The following is a 15,185-nucleotide window of genomic DNA, read 5'->3' as shown; positions in this document are numbered from 1 at the left end:
ACGGCTGTTTTTAATGCGTGAACGAAATGGCGTTTGCAGTTGCCGATGAACCGAATTTATAATTTCATGCCCTCGCGCAAAAATTTCAAGGCATTTACCTCTCCATCGGAGGCGCTGTATCCTTTTTTGAGCTTAAGGGGGGAGGAGGTGCGCCGCAGCAGGGCCTTGATCGTAGCTGTTTTTTTCAAGTCAGGCTTCTGGGCAAGAAGCAGGGCGATTGCTCCGCTGACGTGTGAAGTGGCCATGGAAGTGCCGCTCATTTCGTGGTATTTTCCCTGCAGCCAGGCTGACACGATTTTATCTCCGGGCGCATAAATATCGACAAATTGCCCACGATTGCTGAAGCCGGGGATCCTCCGGCTGCGGTCGGTAGCTCCGACGGATATCGTTTGGGGATAACGGGCAGGATAGTCCGCGGTACGGCGTTTGCCGTCATTGCCGGAAGAGGCCACAATGAGGACGCCTGCTTGGTTGGCCTTGCTTACGATATCCAGCAGCGTGCGGCTTCGGGTCTGCATGCCAAAACTCATATTGATGATATCGATCTCGGCCCGCACGCACCAGTCGATGGCCAGAATGATATCCGACACGAAGGCGGAGCCGTTGTGATCAAAGGCTTTGACCGGATACACGACAGATCTGGGAGCAACGCCGATCATACCTTGGGTGCTGTTTGCTGCAGCGATGGTGCCCGAGATATGCGTTCCATGCCCATTGTCGTCATAAGGCGGGATGTTGCGATGGACGAGGTTGACCCCTCGGGTCAGCGAATACTTCAGATCCGGGTGACCGAAATCCACCCCTGTGTCGATAACGGCAATCTTCACGCGGTGTCCTGTCGAGGTAGACCAGGCTTGAGGGGCTTTGATTTGCTTGATACCCCATGGGATCCCGGTTAGCGTTCCTATTGTCCCCTGTATGGCGTGGATATGAACCTGTTCATCCTCTTCAACCATCAGTTCGTTCCGAAACTCCGCTTCAAACTTCGCGGTTTGGGGAGCTGGAGCGATGATGGTGCGAGTAAGCGGCGAGCGGCTGACCGAACTCGGGAAACGCCTTTTCCCTGCGAGCCGGTTCCATTCGCGGATGCATTTCTGGTACAGCTGAGGGTCATGAAACGTGAGGAGCCGCCGGTTCATTTCCCGGACGTTCCGCATAGGGTTCGTCTCTGCAAGTAGTGATTGCATGATCCGGGTGTAATCCATGTGTGGCAATCTCCCTTCTCGATGAACCGTTGCTTCAGTATTGTATGAGCCGGGGAGAGTGCCCGAATGGGATGTTGCCCTTTTTCCGGGAAATAGGCCCTGTTTCCCGTGTCAAAGCAGCAGGGCTAACATAAGATACATGGAGAGAATATCAAGGTTCTCTCATCTATCCCGTAAGGAGTCGATCCTAGGGGCGGGTACAGTCAGAAGGCGGAGAGAATAGTCTCCGTCTTTTTCCCTTTGGTATCTGATGGGTAATGGAGCATAAAAACTTGATTTTTATTTCCAAATAGGTTTTACTTAGTTTTGATAATGGATATGTTGAGGGTATAACGTGAAGATTGTGTGAGAGGAAGTGTGCGTTAGTGAGTAATCCGCTCAATTTAAAGATCGATCCGGAGAAGATTCAGGAAATCCCGATGGTTGACCTGGCTTTTATGGTTCTGAAGGCGGCGAATACGCCGTATTATTACCGTGACCTGATGAATGAGGTGGCCAAGCTTCGCGGCTTTACGGAACAGGAAATTAACGAAACGATTGCCCAGTTATATACCGAGATCAATATAGACGGACGTTTCGCATGTGTAGGAACGAATCTGTGGGGACTAAAGCGCTGGTATCCGCTGGAGAAGTCCGAAGATCCGATTGCGAACGCCAAACGTCCGCGGATCATCAATGATGAAGACGATGATGACGATGACTTCACGGATGAAGAGGATACCTATAGCGGCGACGATGCCGAAGAGGATTTCGACAGCATCGATGAGGAAGATGATGATCACGACGATCTCTTCCCGGATGATGACGATGCTGACGATGATGTAGATGAAGACGTTGTTCTGGATGATGAGGAATTGGATGACGAAGATGCGGATTCCGATGAAGAAGAACTGGAAGAGGAAGAGTTTGAGGAAGACGACAGAGATTAATCTGTCATTCCGCTCGGAATTTAAGCCAGTACGCATGGTTTATGACCGTGTTTTACGATGTCGGCCGATTGGGGAATTTTGAGGTTGGTTCTTCTCTTGACAAGCAGACAAGGCACAGAGTAAACTATTGCTTGGGCTTATGATTGTGGATTAAATATGTTTAATATAAAAGTGCCCCGTTATTTATTCGGGGTCACTTTTTTGTTTTTAAGGCTCGGAAAGTGTAAACGACGCTAGCTTCCGGGCCAATATAGAAAGACCAAGTTTCAGATATGCAGAGTATTAAGATGTATTGGAATCGCTCGCCCTGAAGCCTCATAACGTTATGCCGTACCGGCAGCCCGATGGGGATCATTTTAGCGTCAATATATGCGGTTTGTAATAGGTCGGAGGTCAGCTCGCTCACCATTATTGGAAGCGAGCGATGTTTTTGTTGGTCCCTCTGATGAATCAGGGGAAAACGGGTTAGGATAAACATCATATGTCGCCTGAAGTTATGGAGATTATATAGGAGGGTTTTTAACAGTGACAAAGTATATTTTTGTAACAGGCGGAGTCGTGTCATCTCTAGGTAAGGGAATTACCGCCGCTTCGCTCGGTAGATTGCTTAAGAACAGAGGGCTCAAGGTAACGATTCAGAAATTCGATCCGTACATTAATATAGATCCGGGCACCATGAGTCCTTACCAGCATGGCGAAGTGTTCGTTACTGACGACGGTGCGGAAACCGACCTGGACCTGGGACACTATGAGCGCTTCATCGATATTAACCTGTCGAAGAACAGCAACGTGACAACAGGAAAAGTATACTCTTCTGTTATTAGCAAGGAACGCCGGGGGGAATATTTGGGCGGCACCGTGCAGGTTATTCCTCATATTACGAACGAGATCAAGGAGCGCGTATTCCGTGCGGGTCGTGAAGCGGGTTCGGATGTGGTCATTACCGAAATCGGCGGAACGGTCGGCGATATCGAAAGCCTTCCTTTCCTGGAGGCCATCCGCCAAATCAAGAGCGATGTTGGCCGTGAGAACGTGATGTATATTCATGTAACCCTCATTCCATATATTAAGGCAGCCGGTGAAGTGAAAACGAAGCCGACGCAGCACAGTGTAAAAGAACTCCGCAGCATCGGCATTCAGCCGAATGTCATCGTGTGCCGTACGGAGCATGAGCTTTCAACCGAGATGAAAGCCAAAATCGCGCTTTTCTGCGATATCGACCCTAACGCGGTCGTAGAATGCCGCGACGCATCTTCCCTATATGAGGTGCCGCTGAATCTGCGCGATGAAGGCCTGGACGAAATTGTTGTCAATCATCTGAAGCTGACGACTCCTGCGCCGGATATGAGCGAGTGGGAAGATCTGGTGGAGCGCGTCTCCAAGCTGGAGAAGACCGTTGAGATTGCGATTGTCGGCAAGTATGTCGCGCTTCATGACGCCTACCTCAGCGTAGTAGAATCCCTGTCCCATGCCGGCTTTGATGCCAATGCCGACGTGAAGATCCGCTGGGTGAACGCCGAGGAAATTACGGCGGACAATGTGGAAGAGACGTTGAACGGCATCGGCGGTATTCTGGTACCTGGTGGATTTGGAGACCGGGGTATCGAAGGCAAGATCAGCGCGATCCGTTATGCCCGCGAGCGCAACATTCCATTCTTCGGCATTTGCCTTGGCATGCAAGTGTCCGTCATCGAATATGCCCGTTCGATCGTAGGTCTGAACGGCGCGAACAGCTCCGAAATTGATCCGGCTACCGAATATCCGGTTATCGACCTGCTTCCGGAGCAGAAGGATATCGAGGATCTTGGCGGAACGATGCGCCTTGGCCTGTATCCTTGCAAGCTGGTTCCGGGATCGCTTGCGGAGTCCTGCTACCAGGACGAGCTGGTTTACGAAAGACATCGCCACCGGTACGAGTTCAACAACCAATACCGCGAAGATATCGAGAAAGCGGGCCTGCGTATTTCCGGTACTTCACCGGACGGACGTCTGGTCGAGATCGTGGAGCTGCCAGGACATCCTTGGTTCCTCGCCGTGCAATTCCATCCGGAATTCACTTCCCGTCCGAACCGTCCGCAGCCATTGTTCCGTGAATTTGTAAAAGCCTCGATCCAGCATCAGGCATAATTGGGAAGAGCCTCTTTTTGAAGAGGCTCTTTTTTTGCGTGCAAATTGGTTTGTCGCTACGCGAAGGGTGGAGCTGAGGTCCGTAATTCCTGTCCAGCGCTGTCGATTTCGGATGCAGCAAATTCGCGATCTTTTTTTCTTACTTTTTTTAGGACAGGAAGGAATTCGACATCTACAGGCGAATACAAATAATGGCCGGTTTATGGGAAAGTTAGGAACTTTCGAGTTTGCATATACTCATTGTACGATTTAAGTATCGGGAGGTTGGAAGGATGAGCAAACAAAGCAAACACAAAGTGCTGATTGTGGATGACCAGAATGGGATCCGCATCCTGCTTGTGGAAGTGTTCAGCAGTGAAGGATATGAGACGTTCCAAGCGGCGAACGGCAAGGCTGCCCTTGAAATCGTGAAGATGCATGCCCCGGATTTGGTGCTGCTGGATATGAAAATTCCTGGAATGGACGGGCTTGAGATTTTGAAGCATATTAAACAGATGAATCCGGACATTAAGGTGATCATGATGACAGCCTACGGAGAGCTTGACATGATCAAGGAAGCGACCGATCTTGGAGCACTGATGCATTTTACCAAACCCTTCGACATCGACGAGATGCGGCAAGCCGTCAACATGCAGCTGAAAGGGACCGCGAACAACATCGGTTGAATGATGAATTCTGCTCAAGGGGCGGAATTCTTTTTTTTGCCAGAATGTGAGTTCCTTCGCAGCAATTTAGGAAATGCTTGTTTAGTATTTATGACGCGATGTGGTATAATAAGTCCGTATGTTATATCGGCTAAAAACCATAGACAAACTAAGCATCTATAGGAGGATGAAACCATGCCATTAGTATCAATGACAGACATGCTGAACAAAGCACTCGAAGGTAAATATGCTGTTGGTCAATACAACATCAACAACCTGGAGTGGACATATGCAATTCTTGAAGCGGCAGAGCAAGAGAAATCACCGGTCATTCTTGGTGTTTCCGAAGGCGCAGCTCGTTACATGGGTGGATTCAGCACCGTTGTACACATGGTAAAAGGTTTGATGGAGGACCTGAAAGTTACAGTTCCTGTTGCCATTCACCTTGACCACGGTTCAAGTGTTGAGAAATGTAAAGAAGCAATCGACGCAGGGTTCACTTCGGTTATGATCGATGATTCCCATAGCCCGATTGAGACGAATATTGCAACAACGAAACAAGTGGTTGAGTATGCTCACGCAAAAGGCGTTTCCGTTGAAGCCGAAGTTGGCATGGTCGGCGGACAAGAGGATGACGTTATAGGCGACGTAATGTACGCGAAGCTTGACGACTGCGTACGCATCGTGAACGAGACAGGCATCGACACATTGGCGCCTGCGCTTGGTTCTGTTCATGGTCCTTACAAAGGCGAACCGAACCTTGGTTTCAAAGAGATGGAAGAGATTCGCAATGCTGTGAAACTTCCGTTGGTGCTTCATGGCGGTACGGGCATCCCGACGCATGACATCAAGAAAGCTATCTCCTTAGGTACTTCCAAAATCAACGTGAACACCGAGAACCAAATCTCGTTCACCAAAGTTGTTCGTGAAGTGCTTGCCGCTAAACCGGAAGCTTACGATCCGCGCACATTCCTGAAACCAGGCCGCGAGGCAATCAAGGAAACCGTTGTCGGCAAAATCCGTGAGTTTGGTTCCAACAATCAAGCTTAATCACCCGTAACACACAAAAGTCGCTTGTAGCCTTCGTGGCCGCAACATGACGATAGGAATCACCTAAGATATTTTAGGCTGTCTTATGCTGCATACAATGAAATGGAAAGCACACCGCATAGCCGGTGTTTTTCCATTTCATTTATTAAGTTATCAAAAAGCGCAAGCGGATTGTGAGGCTTCACAACCGGATAATCGCTACGAAAACGAACGCTTATTGCGTCTGTCATCCTTTAGGAACGTCGATACGACGTTTTTCTTGTATGACGGGCATCAGAACCATTTCCGGCTGCGAAGTGATGTAGGGGGAACCGAAAGCTTATGGAAAAATTGATGATCAGCGGTGGACGCCCACTGCGAGGTGCTGTAACAATCAGCGGTGCCAAGAACAGTGCTATTGCGTTAATTCCCGCCGCAATCCTGGCGGAATCGGAAGTCGTACTTGATAATTTGCCGCTTCTCAGCGATGTGGCTGTTTATGCTGAGATCCTTGAGGAATTAGGCGGGCAGGTTTCATGGGAAGGCAATCAGATGAGAATTGACCCTTCTGATATCAAATCCATTCCGATGCCTAACGGACCCGTCAAGAAACTGCGCGCGTCCTACTATATGATGGGCGCCATGCTTGGAAGATTTAAAGAAGCCGTGATCGGCCTGCCGGGCGGCTGTAATTTTGAACCTCGTCCCATCGACCAGCACATCAAGGGCTTTGAAGCGCTTGGCGCGACCGTGACCAATGAACACGGCTCGATTCACCTGCATGCCAAAGAGCTGCGGGGCGCGAAGATCTACCTCGATGTGAGCAGCGTGGGTGCAACGATTAACATTATGCTGGCGGCTGCCAAGGCCAAAGGCTCCACAATTATCGAAAACGCGGCGAAAGAGCCTGAAATTATAGATGTTGCAACACTTTTAAATTCCATGGGAGCTGTCATTAAGGGCGCCGGAACGGAAACCATCCGGATCGAGGGCGTGACCGAGATGCATGGCTGCCGACATTCCATTATTCCAGACCGGATTCAGGCCGGTACATATATGATTGCTGCCGCAGCTACGCGCGGCGATGTTCTGATTGACAACGTCATCCCGAAACATCTTGAGGCCCTCACGGCCAAGCTGATCGAGATGGGTGTGGGCATTGAAGAGCTGGACGAAAGCATCCGCGTGATCGGTAAAAACCGGTATCAGCATGTGGATGTGAAGGCGCTTATATATCCTGGATTTGCAACGGATTTGCAGTCACCGATGACCAGCCTCCTTACGCAAGCGGAAGGCGTCAGCGTCCTTAGTGATTTTGTATATAGCAACCGATTTAAACATGTACCGGAGCTCGTTCGCATGGGAGCCAAAATTCGCGTGGAGGGACGCTCTGCCATCATCGAAGGCGGCCCGCTGAATGCAGCCAAGGTCAAAGCGACCGATCTGCGCGCGGGTGCGGCTCTTGTCATTGCGGGACTGACGGTGCCTGAAGGGATAACGGAGGTAAGCGGCGTGGAATTCATCGACCGCGGCTATGACCATCTTGTTTCCAATTTACGCGAACTGGGTGCCGACGTGTGGCGTGAGACCGAAGAAGAGTGATTTTTTTACCAAAATGAGGGAAATGTGTGGTGGAAACTGCATATCTCCCTCTGATTTGGGTAATGCTCCTAGTAAAGCTCTCATAGACTAATAGACTACATGACAGCAGGGAACTGCTGCGACAGAAACAAATAATTGAATAGGTGGTTATTGAATGGATTTACAAATAGCCGATTTGGAAGGCATGAAGCTGACGGATCTGTATAAGCTGGCCAAGAAGTATCAGATTCCTTATTATGGCCAGTTGAAGAAAAAAGAATTGATATTTGCCATTCTCCGGGCGCAGGCTGAACAGAGCGGCTTGATGTTCATGGAGGGCGTACTCGAGATTTTGCCGGAAGGATACGGCTTTCTGAGACCGATCAACTATTTGCCGAGCACGGAGGATATCTACATTTCAGCCTCCCAGATCCGCAAATTCGATTTGCGGACCGGAGATTTGGTTTCGGGCAAATGCCGGACGCCGAAAGAGAACGAACGTTACTTCGGGCTGCTGCAGGTCAACGCCGTCAATGGCGAGAATCCTGCCGTCGCAGCGGAACGATTACACTTCCCAGCCTTGACTCCTCTATATCCGCAAGAAAAGCTTGTTCTTGAAACATCCCCTAATCAGTTGTCAACCCGAATTATGGATCTGCTTGCACCCGTAGGTTTAGGACAACGCGGTTTGATCGTGGCACCGCCAAAAGCAGGGAAAACGCTCCTCTTAAAAGAAATCGCCAACAGCATCTCAACCAACAATCCAGAGATTGAACTGTTTGTTTTACTCATCGATGAACGGCCTGAAGAAGTGACGGATATGCAGCGTTCCGTTAAGGGTGAGGTGGTTGCTTCTACTTTTGACGAGCTTCCGGAGAACCATATTAAAGTGGCGGAACTGGTATTGTCGCGCGCCTTGCGGCTGGTGGAGCATAAGAAGGACGTGGTTATCTTGCTGGACAGCATCACCCGTCTGGCCCGTGCGTACAACCTGGTTATTCCTCCGTCCGGCCGAACGCTGAGCGGCGGTATTGATCCTGCGGCATTCCATCGGCCGAAACGTTTCTTCGGATCGGCTCGTAACGTGGAGGAAGGCGGAAGTCTGACGATCCTGGCGACAGCCTTGGTTGAAACCGGATCTCGGATGGATGATATCATTTATGAGGAATTTAAAGGCACAGGCAACATGGAGCTGCACTTGGACCGCCGCTTCGCGGAACGCCGTATTTTCCCGGCGATCGATATTCGTCGCTCCGGTACCCGGCGCGAAGAGGTGCTGCTGAACAAGGATGAACTGGATACCATTTGGGCGATCCGCAAAAATATGAACGACTCTGCCGATTTTGTGGAAGGCTTCCTTAAAAAAATGCGTGAGAGCAAGAATAACGCGGAGTTCTTGGCATCATTTGACGTGAATGCCAACAACGGCGGCGGAACCGGGACTCAGGGCCAGACAGCCAGACGTCCATCGCGTGCATCTGCGGCGACGGCCCCTCAGAGCTAAGCCCTGAATCAACCGGAGAATAGGAGATCAACATGTATTTGGTTTATGCAGATGAACAAGGGAATGTATACGATCATTCCGAGCTGTTCGGGCTGGCCCGCAGCGGAGATATGATCGTCGAGATATTGGAGGATGAATTGATACCTTTGCCGGAGGGAGCTACGCTGGTCGGACTGCCGAGTACCCGAGCGATCGGAATGGATCCGGAGACCGGTGACATGATGCCGCTTGAGGACGGGTATACGGCTGTCGGAGCGCTTCTGCCGCAAGGCTACACCCGGCTCTGCCTGCCGGGGTACGTGAAGTCGGACAAGGAGTATAAGCTGCCGCTGTTTGGTTATTCGGCAGTCGTATGGAAGGATGGCGCTTTCTATACGACGGCGCGTTTGTCCGACGATCCCGAGAAATGGAATCCTGTGAATTGTGACCTGGACGACCTTGAGCTTGGGGTTAAGACGCTGAAGGAGAAGTATCCCGAGAACCGGCTCTACGAACATCTGTCTAACTGTGCGTTGGGATACGAGTGCCTGACGGCGTCCAACACCTTCCTGAATCGCTGGGAAGGCGCGGTTCCCGTGTCTTACTCCTGCAATGCGGGCTGCTTCGGTTGCATTTCGGAACAGCCGGATGACAGCGGTTTTGTCTCCCCGCAGACGCGCATGAACTTCCGTCCGAGAGTGGATGAACTGGTGCAGGTCATGCTGGAGCATCTGAAGACCCCGGAGTCGATCATCAGCTTTGGCCAAGGCTGTGAGGGCGAACCCTCCACCCAGGCGAAGATCATTATAGAGGCCATGAGAGAAGTCCGGGCACAGACCGACATGGGTTACATTAATATTAACACCAATGCGGGACTGACCGATTTTATCCGCGGTATCGTGGATGCGGGTCTTGATCTGATGAGAGTCAGCACGATCAGTGCATTGGATGCCCATTATAACGCATACTACAAGCCAAGAGGCTACACGCTCGCTAATGTGGAGAAATCTCTTCGTTACGCAACGGATCAGGGCGTATATACATCCATTAACTATCTGATCTTTCCGGGCGTGACCGACCGCGAGGAAGAGCTGGAAGCCATGATCGAGTTTGCCCGGCGCACGGGACTCAAATTGATTCAGCTTCGCAATCTGAATATTGACCCTGAGAGCTATCTTGGCCTCATCCCGCCTGCGCAAGGCGAGATTCTCGGAATGAAGCAGGCGATCGAGATCATGCAGGAGGAGCTGCCGGATGTGGTGATCGGCTCCTATACGCATGTGCCCCCTGCTGGGCAGGCGAGACCGAAAAAGCGGCCTTCGATTATTTAACCGGCACGGACTCGAATGTGCTAAAAATAGGGTGTAGTTCCAATTGCGGACTTGTCTGATGATTTGTGTATGGACTATTGCGCATTCAATATGCTCGTGCTATACTCCTTTTATGTGTCCATATAACTCTGGGTCCGCATGAGGCTCAGGGCGGAAAGAGGTGAAAGCTACAATGAAACAAGATATTCAACCGAAATATCACGTTACTACAGTTACTTGTGCTTGCGGTAATACGTTTGAAACAGGTTCTGTGAAACCCGATCTTCGTGTAGAGATTTGCTCGAACTGTCATCCGTTCTTCACAGGTAAACAGAAATTCCTGGATGCTGGCGGTCGTGTTGATAGATTCAAGAAGAAATACGGTATCTAATAAACAAACCCTTCGCCCTTGTGGCCGAAGGGTTTTTGTCTGTCTACAGGGCTGATGGAGTATGCAACTTCTTCCGTCGGTTGCTTTTTTGGTAGCCATGCGATATACTAAAGTTCGCCGTGCTAGACGGGGAGGTAGCGGTGCCCTGTAACTCGCAATCCGCTGTAGCGAGGTTGAATTCCTGTTAGAGGTGTTGTCGATGTGAGGCTGGTCCCTGCGCTCAACGTTGACGGTTGGGTCCTCCGCAATGAGCACTTGTGAACCTGGTCAGGTCCGGAAGGAAGCAGCCATAAGCAAGACCGCTTTTGTGCCGGAGGAGTGCCTAGCCCGAGTTGCTGCTCAGGATTGCCGCTCGGATCGCAATGATCAATAACAGGTGCACGGTATACATATCTGCACATAACACCTTTGCCTTTGGCAAGGGTGTTTTTTGTCGAGGCGGGATTCTATATTGGAGCGAATGCTTCACGTGAACTTTGGATAAAGTTTTCCAAGTAAACGTTTTGCTAAGGCAGGGGAAAGTAGTATAGAATGTAGTATAATATAACCGTCGACTCATGCCGTTTAGGCTGGGATTGACCATGAATATAACTTGTAAAGCACGTGATGATTGGGCTTTGAGTGTGAGCCTTGGATGTCCTAATCTTCGCGAAGTGGAAGTTGAAAGAGGGTAAAGCATAGTGGAACATATCGCGTTATATCGAGCTTGGCGACCACAGTCGTTCGGCGACATGGTGGGCCAGCAGCATATTATCCAGACCCTGCAGAATGCCATTCGCGAGCAGCGGGTTTCCCATGCCTACCTGTTCAGCGGTCCACGGGGTACGGGCAAGACCAGTGCCGCTAAAATTTTGGCCAAAGCCGTGAACTGCGAGCATGGTCCGGCTGAGGAACCCTGCAATGCATGCGAGGCCTGCCGGCGCATAACGTCCGGAGCCGTCATGGATGTCCAGGAGATCGATGCGGCATCCAACCGCGGCGTCGAGGAAATCCGTGATTTGCGGGAGAAAGTCAAATACGCACCGACCGAAGTGCGGCGCAAGGTTTATATTATTGATGAAGTACACATGCTGACGACGGAAGCGTTCAATGCCTTGCTGAAAACGCTGGAGGAACCGCCGGCACATGTGATGTTTATACTAGCGACAACAGAGCCGCACAGGCTTCCGGCAACGATTATCTCACGCTGTCAGCGGTTTGACTTCCGTAGGGTTTCCCTGGAGGAACAAACCGGACGTCTGGAGCAGATCTGCGGGGAAGAAGGCATTACGGCTGAGCATGAAGCGCTGCAGTATATTGCGCGTCTATCGGATGGCGGTATGCGGGATGCATTGAGCATTCTGGATCAGATCGCTTCCTTCACTGGAGGTACCGTATCTTACCGGCAGGTCATGGACATGACGGGAGGCATTGCCTCAGAGCAGTTTGGCCGTCTGGCCGGCGCCGTGAAGCAGGGGGATGCCGGATTGGTCCTGCAGATCGTGGAGCAATTTATGCAGGAGGGAAAAAGCGCAGATAAATGCATGGAGAATCTCCTGTACTATTTCCGCGATTTGCTTATGATCAAGATGGTTCCCGATGCCGACAAGCTGACCGATCGGGTTTTGAACCCGGCCGAGTTTCAGGAGATGGCTAATGCCTTCAGCCGGGATGAGCTGTTTCAAATGATCGATACGCTCAACCGTTATCAGAGTGAGATGAAATATGCCTCGCAGCCGCAAACCCTGTTTGAGGTGGCACTGCTCAAGCTTTCCGGCATTACCCAATCCGGGGGCGGGTCCGCAGCTGTCCATTCTACCGCCGATGCGGGAGAACTGGCTCAGCTGAAGCAGCATGTAGCCGCACTTGAGAAAAAGCTGGAGCGTCTGATTCAAAACGGTGTTCCTGCATCGAATCAACGCGAACCCGCCAAGTCTGCCCGTACACCTGCACCGAAAGCAGCTTCAACGGCCAAGATTCCGCAGCATATGGATCAGTACGTATCCTCCCGGACCGGAGAGGATTATACCGCTGTACATCGGCAGTGGGCCCAAATTCTGCAGAACGTGAAAGAGGAGAAGGTAACGGTTCACGCATGGCTGATGGATGGTGAGCCCGTATCCGTATGGGAAGACAAGGTTCTTGTCGCTTTCAAAAACAACATCCACCGCGAAACCACGGAGAAACCTGCCAACAAACAGGTGATTGAAGGGGTTCTTGAGTCTATGCTCGGCAAGCCGTATCATCTGGTGACCATGATGCTTCGTGACTGGAATGATGCGGTAGAAGGAGTCGGCAAGCCTCAGGCGGAAGAGCTTAAGCTGGAACATGAAGAAGCTGATGCCGGTGGAGAAAAACCATGGATTGATGAGGCGATCCAGCTGTTTGGAGAAGACCTCGTTGTCATAAAAGACTAGCGCGTCCCTACGTGCACCCTATTATAAGGAGAGATGAATCATGAATAATATGAACCAAATGATGAAGCAAGTGAAAAAGATGCAGGAGCAAATGCTGAAGGCGCAGGAAGAGCTTGCTACAAAAACCGTTGAAGGAACTTCCGGCGGCGGCGTGGTTACCGTAGAAGCGAATGGCCATAAACAAATTTTGTCCATCAACATCAAGCCTGAGGCGGTTGACCCGGATGATGTGGAAATGCTGCAGGATCTGGTGCTGACTGCGGTTAACGATGCACTTGCCAAGGCTGAAGAAATTGCGAACGCCGATATGGGCAAATTCACCGGCGGCATGAAAATCCCGGGCTTGTTCTAAACTAACCTAGAAGGAGTAGTTACATTTGTACTATCCTGAACCGATCGCGAAGCTCATCGATGCCTTTACGCGACTGCCGGGTGTGGGGCCGAAAACGGCCGCCCGCCTGGCTTTTCATGTTCTGAACATGAAGGAAGATGACGTTATTGATTTTGCCAAAGCGCTAGTCAGTGTCAAAAGGAATCTGCACTACTGCTCCGTCTGCTGCAACATCACGGATACGGATCCATGCCGGGTATGTCAGGACAAGACTCGGGATGCCTCGATCATCTGCGTTGTACAGGATGCGAAGGATCTGGTGGCGATGGAGCGCACGAAGGAATTCGAGGGCTACTATCATGTCCTCCATGGGGCCATATCTCCGATGGAGGGAATCGGGCCGGATGAAATCCGTTTGAAGGAGCTCCTCACGCGCTTGAGTGACGAACGAGTGAAAGAACTCATTTTGGCGACGAACGCTAATATCGAGGGAGAGGCAACGGCGATGTACATATCGCGCCTGGTCCGTCCTTTTGATATTAAGGTGACTCGTATAGCCCATGGACTGCCGGTTGGCGGCGACCTGGAGTATGCAGATGAAGTGACTTTATCCAAAGCGCTTGAAGGTCGAAGAGAACTGAACTGATATTATTGATTCCCGCAGCATTTGATGGAAATATGAAAGCAACATAAGAACGAGCATTGGAAGCGATTCTGATGGCTCGTTTTTTTGTTTGCACATTTCTAGGCAAAGAAAGTAGAAATTCAAAGTGTTCTTATGGTTCTAAGTTTGTCCCTCTCTCGATATGAATGTTACAGACGGTCTTTATAAGGGCAGGTTAATCTTTCATATTCATAGGGAGTGAACGGAATGAAGATATGGTGGAAGTCGAGGAAGAAAGAAGAGGAAACGTATATCACGGCAGAGGAGCAAGAACGGATGTGGCATGTCTTCTTGGACGTCCAGAGATCCCAGATGGAGTGGGAGCGGGCGCACTTGCTGTTCCAGGAGGCTACGGGACAGGATCAGATCGATTATGCGATCTACATGTTGGAGGCGGCAGAGCGTAAATACCAGATGAATCTCAAACAGGCCAAGCAGCTCAATCTGGATGGAGCAAGGATGCAGTATATCGAGCAAAAAAGGGAGAATGGTTAAACGAGAGTTGATAGGATTCTTAATGACCTTTAAAGGAGGAGTATCTATGAAATTGATTGTGCTTGGCGTACTATGCATTTCGCTCTTGCTGCTTATCTATGTTGTGTTTAGAAAGAAGCTCGGGCTGGGATGGCTAACTGTATTCGGGGCGCATCTGGCCCTTTCGGCTGTAGCGATCTATGTTGTGAATTTCACCGGATTAGCAGCTGAAGCGTATATTCCTCTGAATCCGATGACCATAGGAACGGTCATGGTCCTTGGCTTGCCGGGTGTGGCCCTTCTTGTCGGTTTAAAATTTACGATATTAGGTAGTTGACGTATGCTTATATTCTATGATACATTAATGTTCGCCCGTTTGATTGCGGGTGATAGAGATTCACCGGTCAGGCAGAATATGGATTAGAAAAATAATTAAAAAAACTCTTGACCAACAGCAAGCTAGTATGATATATTATAAAAGTCGCCGCTGAGATGCGGACGACAAACAAAATGTGATTGATCTTTGAAAACTGAACAACGAGTGAGTAAGGATTTCACTAGTGAGATCCATTGCGAAATCATCATGTACAAGCTTTGGTTTGTCGGATGATGGAGCATAAA

Annotated in this window: 14 protein-coding genes and 1 other RNA gene; 14 read left to right on the top strand and 1 reads right to left on the bottom strand. The window is 50.3% G+C overall.

What is annotated here, in order from left to right; all coding sequences use genetic code 11:
* Positions 1–56 precede the first annotated feature (56 nt).
* Positions 57–1,205: a S8 family peptidase gene (locus HMPREF9412_RS29235; RefSeq protein ID WP_012818380.1), complete on the bottom strand. Its 1,149-nt coding sequence runs from the start codon at positions 1,203–1,205 to the stop codon at positions 57–59.
* A gap of 365 nt (positions 1,206–1,570) precedes the next feature.
* Between HMPREF9412_RS29235 and rpoE the strand changes: the two genes are divergently transcribed.
* The 14 genes from rpoE (at position 1,571) to HMPREF9412_RS29160 (ending at position 14,901) form a co-directional block, all read left to right on the top strand.
* A complete protein-coding gene (rpoE, locus tag HMPREF9412_RS29230) occupies positions 1,571–2,134 on the top strand; it encodes a DNA-directed RNA polymerase subunit delta (protein WP_009595507.1) in 564 nt (187 codons plus the stop codon).
* A 525-nt stretch (positions 2,135–2,659) separates the two neighbouring features.
* Positions 2,660–4,261, top strand: a complete 1,602-nt coding sequence (locus HMPREF9412_RS29220; RefSeq protein WP_009595544.1) for a CTP synthase — start codon at positions 2,660–2,662, stop codon at positions 4,259–4,261.
* Positions 4,262–4,533: 272 nt separating this feature from the next.
* Positions 4,534–4,926, top strand: coding sequence for a response regulator (locus tag HMPREF9412_RS29215; RefSeq protein WP_009595517.1), 393 nt, complete (start codon positions 4,534–4,536; stop codon positions 4,924–4,926).
* A gap of 174 nt (positions 4,927–5,100) precedes the next feature.
* Entirely contained in the window at positions 5,101–5,955 is an 855-nt protein-coding gene (gene fba / locus HMPREF9412_RS29210) for a class II fructose-1,6-bisphosphate aldolase (protein ID WP_009595530.1), read from the top strand.
* A 321-nt stretch (positions 5,956–6,276) separates the two neighbouring features.
* Positions 6,277–7,536 (top strand): UDP-N-acetylglucosamine 1-carboxyvinyltransferase, encoded by a 1,260-nt coding sequence (locus HMPREF9412_RS29200; protein WP_009595499.1) that lies wholly within the window; start codon positions 6,277–6,279, stop codon positions 7,534–7,536.
* Positions 7,537–7,690: 154 nt separating this feature from the next.
* Positions 7,691–9,019: a transcription termination factor Rho gene (gene rho / locus HMPREF9412_RS29195; protein WP_009595519.1), complete on the top strand. Its 1,329-nt coding sequence runs from the start codon at positions 7,691–7,693 to the stop codon at positions 9,017–9,019.
* A gap of 32 nt (positions 9,020–9,051) precedes the next feature.
* On the top strand, positions 9,052–10,329 hold the full coding sequence (locus HMPREF9412_RS29190) for a radical SAM protein (protein WP_009595518.1): 1,278 nt from the start codon (positions 9,052–9,054) through the stop codon (positions 10,327–10,329).
* 172 nt (positions 10,330–10,501) lie between these two features.
* Positions 10,502–10,699, top strand: coding sequence for a 50S ribosomal protein L31 (gene rpmE, locus HMPREF9412_RS29185; protein WP_006207505.1), 198 nt, complete (start codon positions 10,502–10,504; stop codon positions 10,697–10,699).
* A 117-nt stretch (positions 10,700–10,816) separates the two neighbouring features.
* An RNA gene (ffs, locus tag HMPREF9412_RS32340) (signal recognition particle sRNA large type) lies at positions 10,817–11,083 on the top strand.
* A 296-nt stretch (positions 11,084–11,379) separates the two neighbouring features.
* On the top strand, positions 11,380–13,095 hold the full coding sequence (dnaX, locus tag HMPREF9412_RS29180; RefSeq protein ID WP_009595512.1) for a DNA polymerase III subunit gamma/tau: 1,716 nt from the start codon (positions 11,380–11,382) through the stop codon (positions 13,093–13,095).
* Positions 13,096–13,135: 40 nt separating this feature from the next.
* Complete coding sequence (locus HMPREF9412_RS29175) at positions 13,136–13,447, top strand: YbaB/EbfC family nucleoid-associated protein (protein ID WP_009595540.1); 312 nt, start codon at positions 13,136–13,138, stop codon at positions 13,445–13,447.
* Between the two features lie 25 nt (positions 13,448–13,472).
* Complete coding sequence (recR, locus tag HMPREF9412_RS29170; protein ID WP_009595539.1) at positions 13,473–14,072, top strand: recombination mediator RecR; 600 nt, start codon at positions 13,473–13,475, stop codon at positions 14,070–14,072.
* 225 nt (positions 14,073–14,297) lie between these two features.
* Positions 14,298–14,585, top strand: coding sequence for a hypothetical protein (locus HMPREF9412_RS29165; RefSeq protein WP_009595542.1), 288 nt, complete (start codon positions 14,298–14,300; stop codon positions 14,583–14,585).
* 46 nt (positions 14,586–14,631) lie between these two features.
* Complete coding sequence (locus HMPREF9412_RS29160; RefSeq protein ID WP_009595500.1) at positions 14,632–14,901, top strand: pro-sigmaK processing inhibitor BofA family protein; 270 nt, start codon at positions 14,632–14,634, stop codon at positions 14,899–14,901.
* Positions 14,902–15,185: the final 284 nt, after the last annotated feature.

The organism is Paenibacillus sp. HGF5 (genome assembly GCF_000204455.1).
GTDB lineage: Bacteria > Bacillota > Bacilli > Paenibacillales > Paenibacillaceae > Paenibacillus_AQ > Paenibacillus_AQ lautus_A.
The sequence above is the reverse complement of the archived record's forward strand: the minus strand, read 5'-3'. Positions and strand labels throughout refer to the sequence as shown.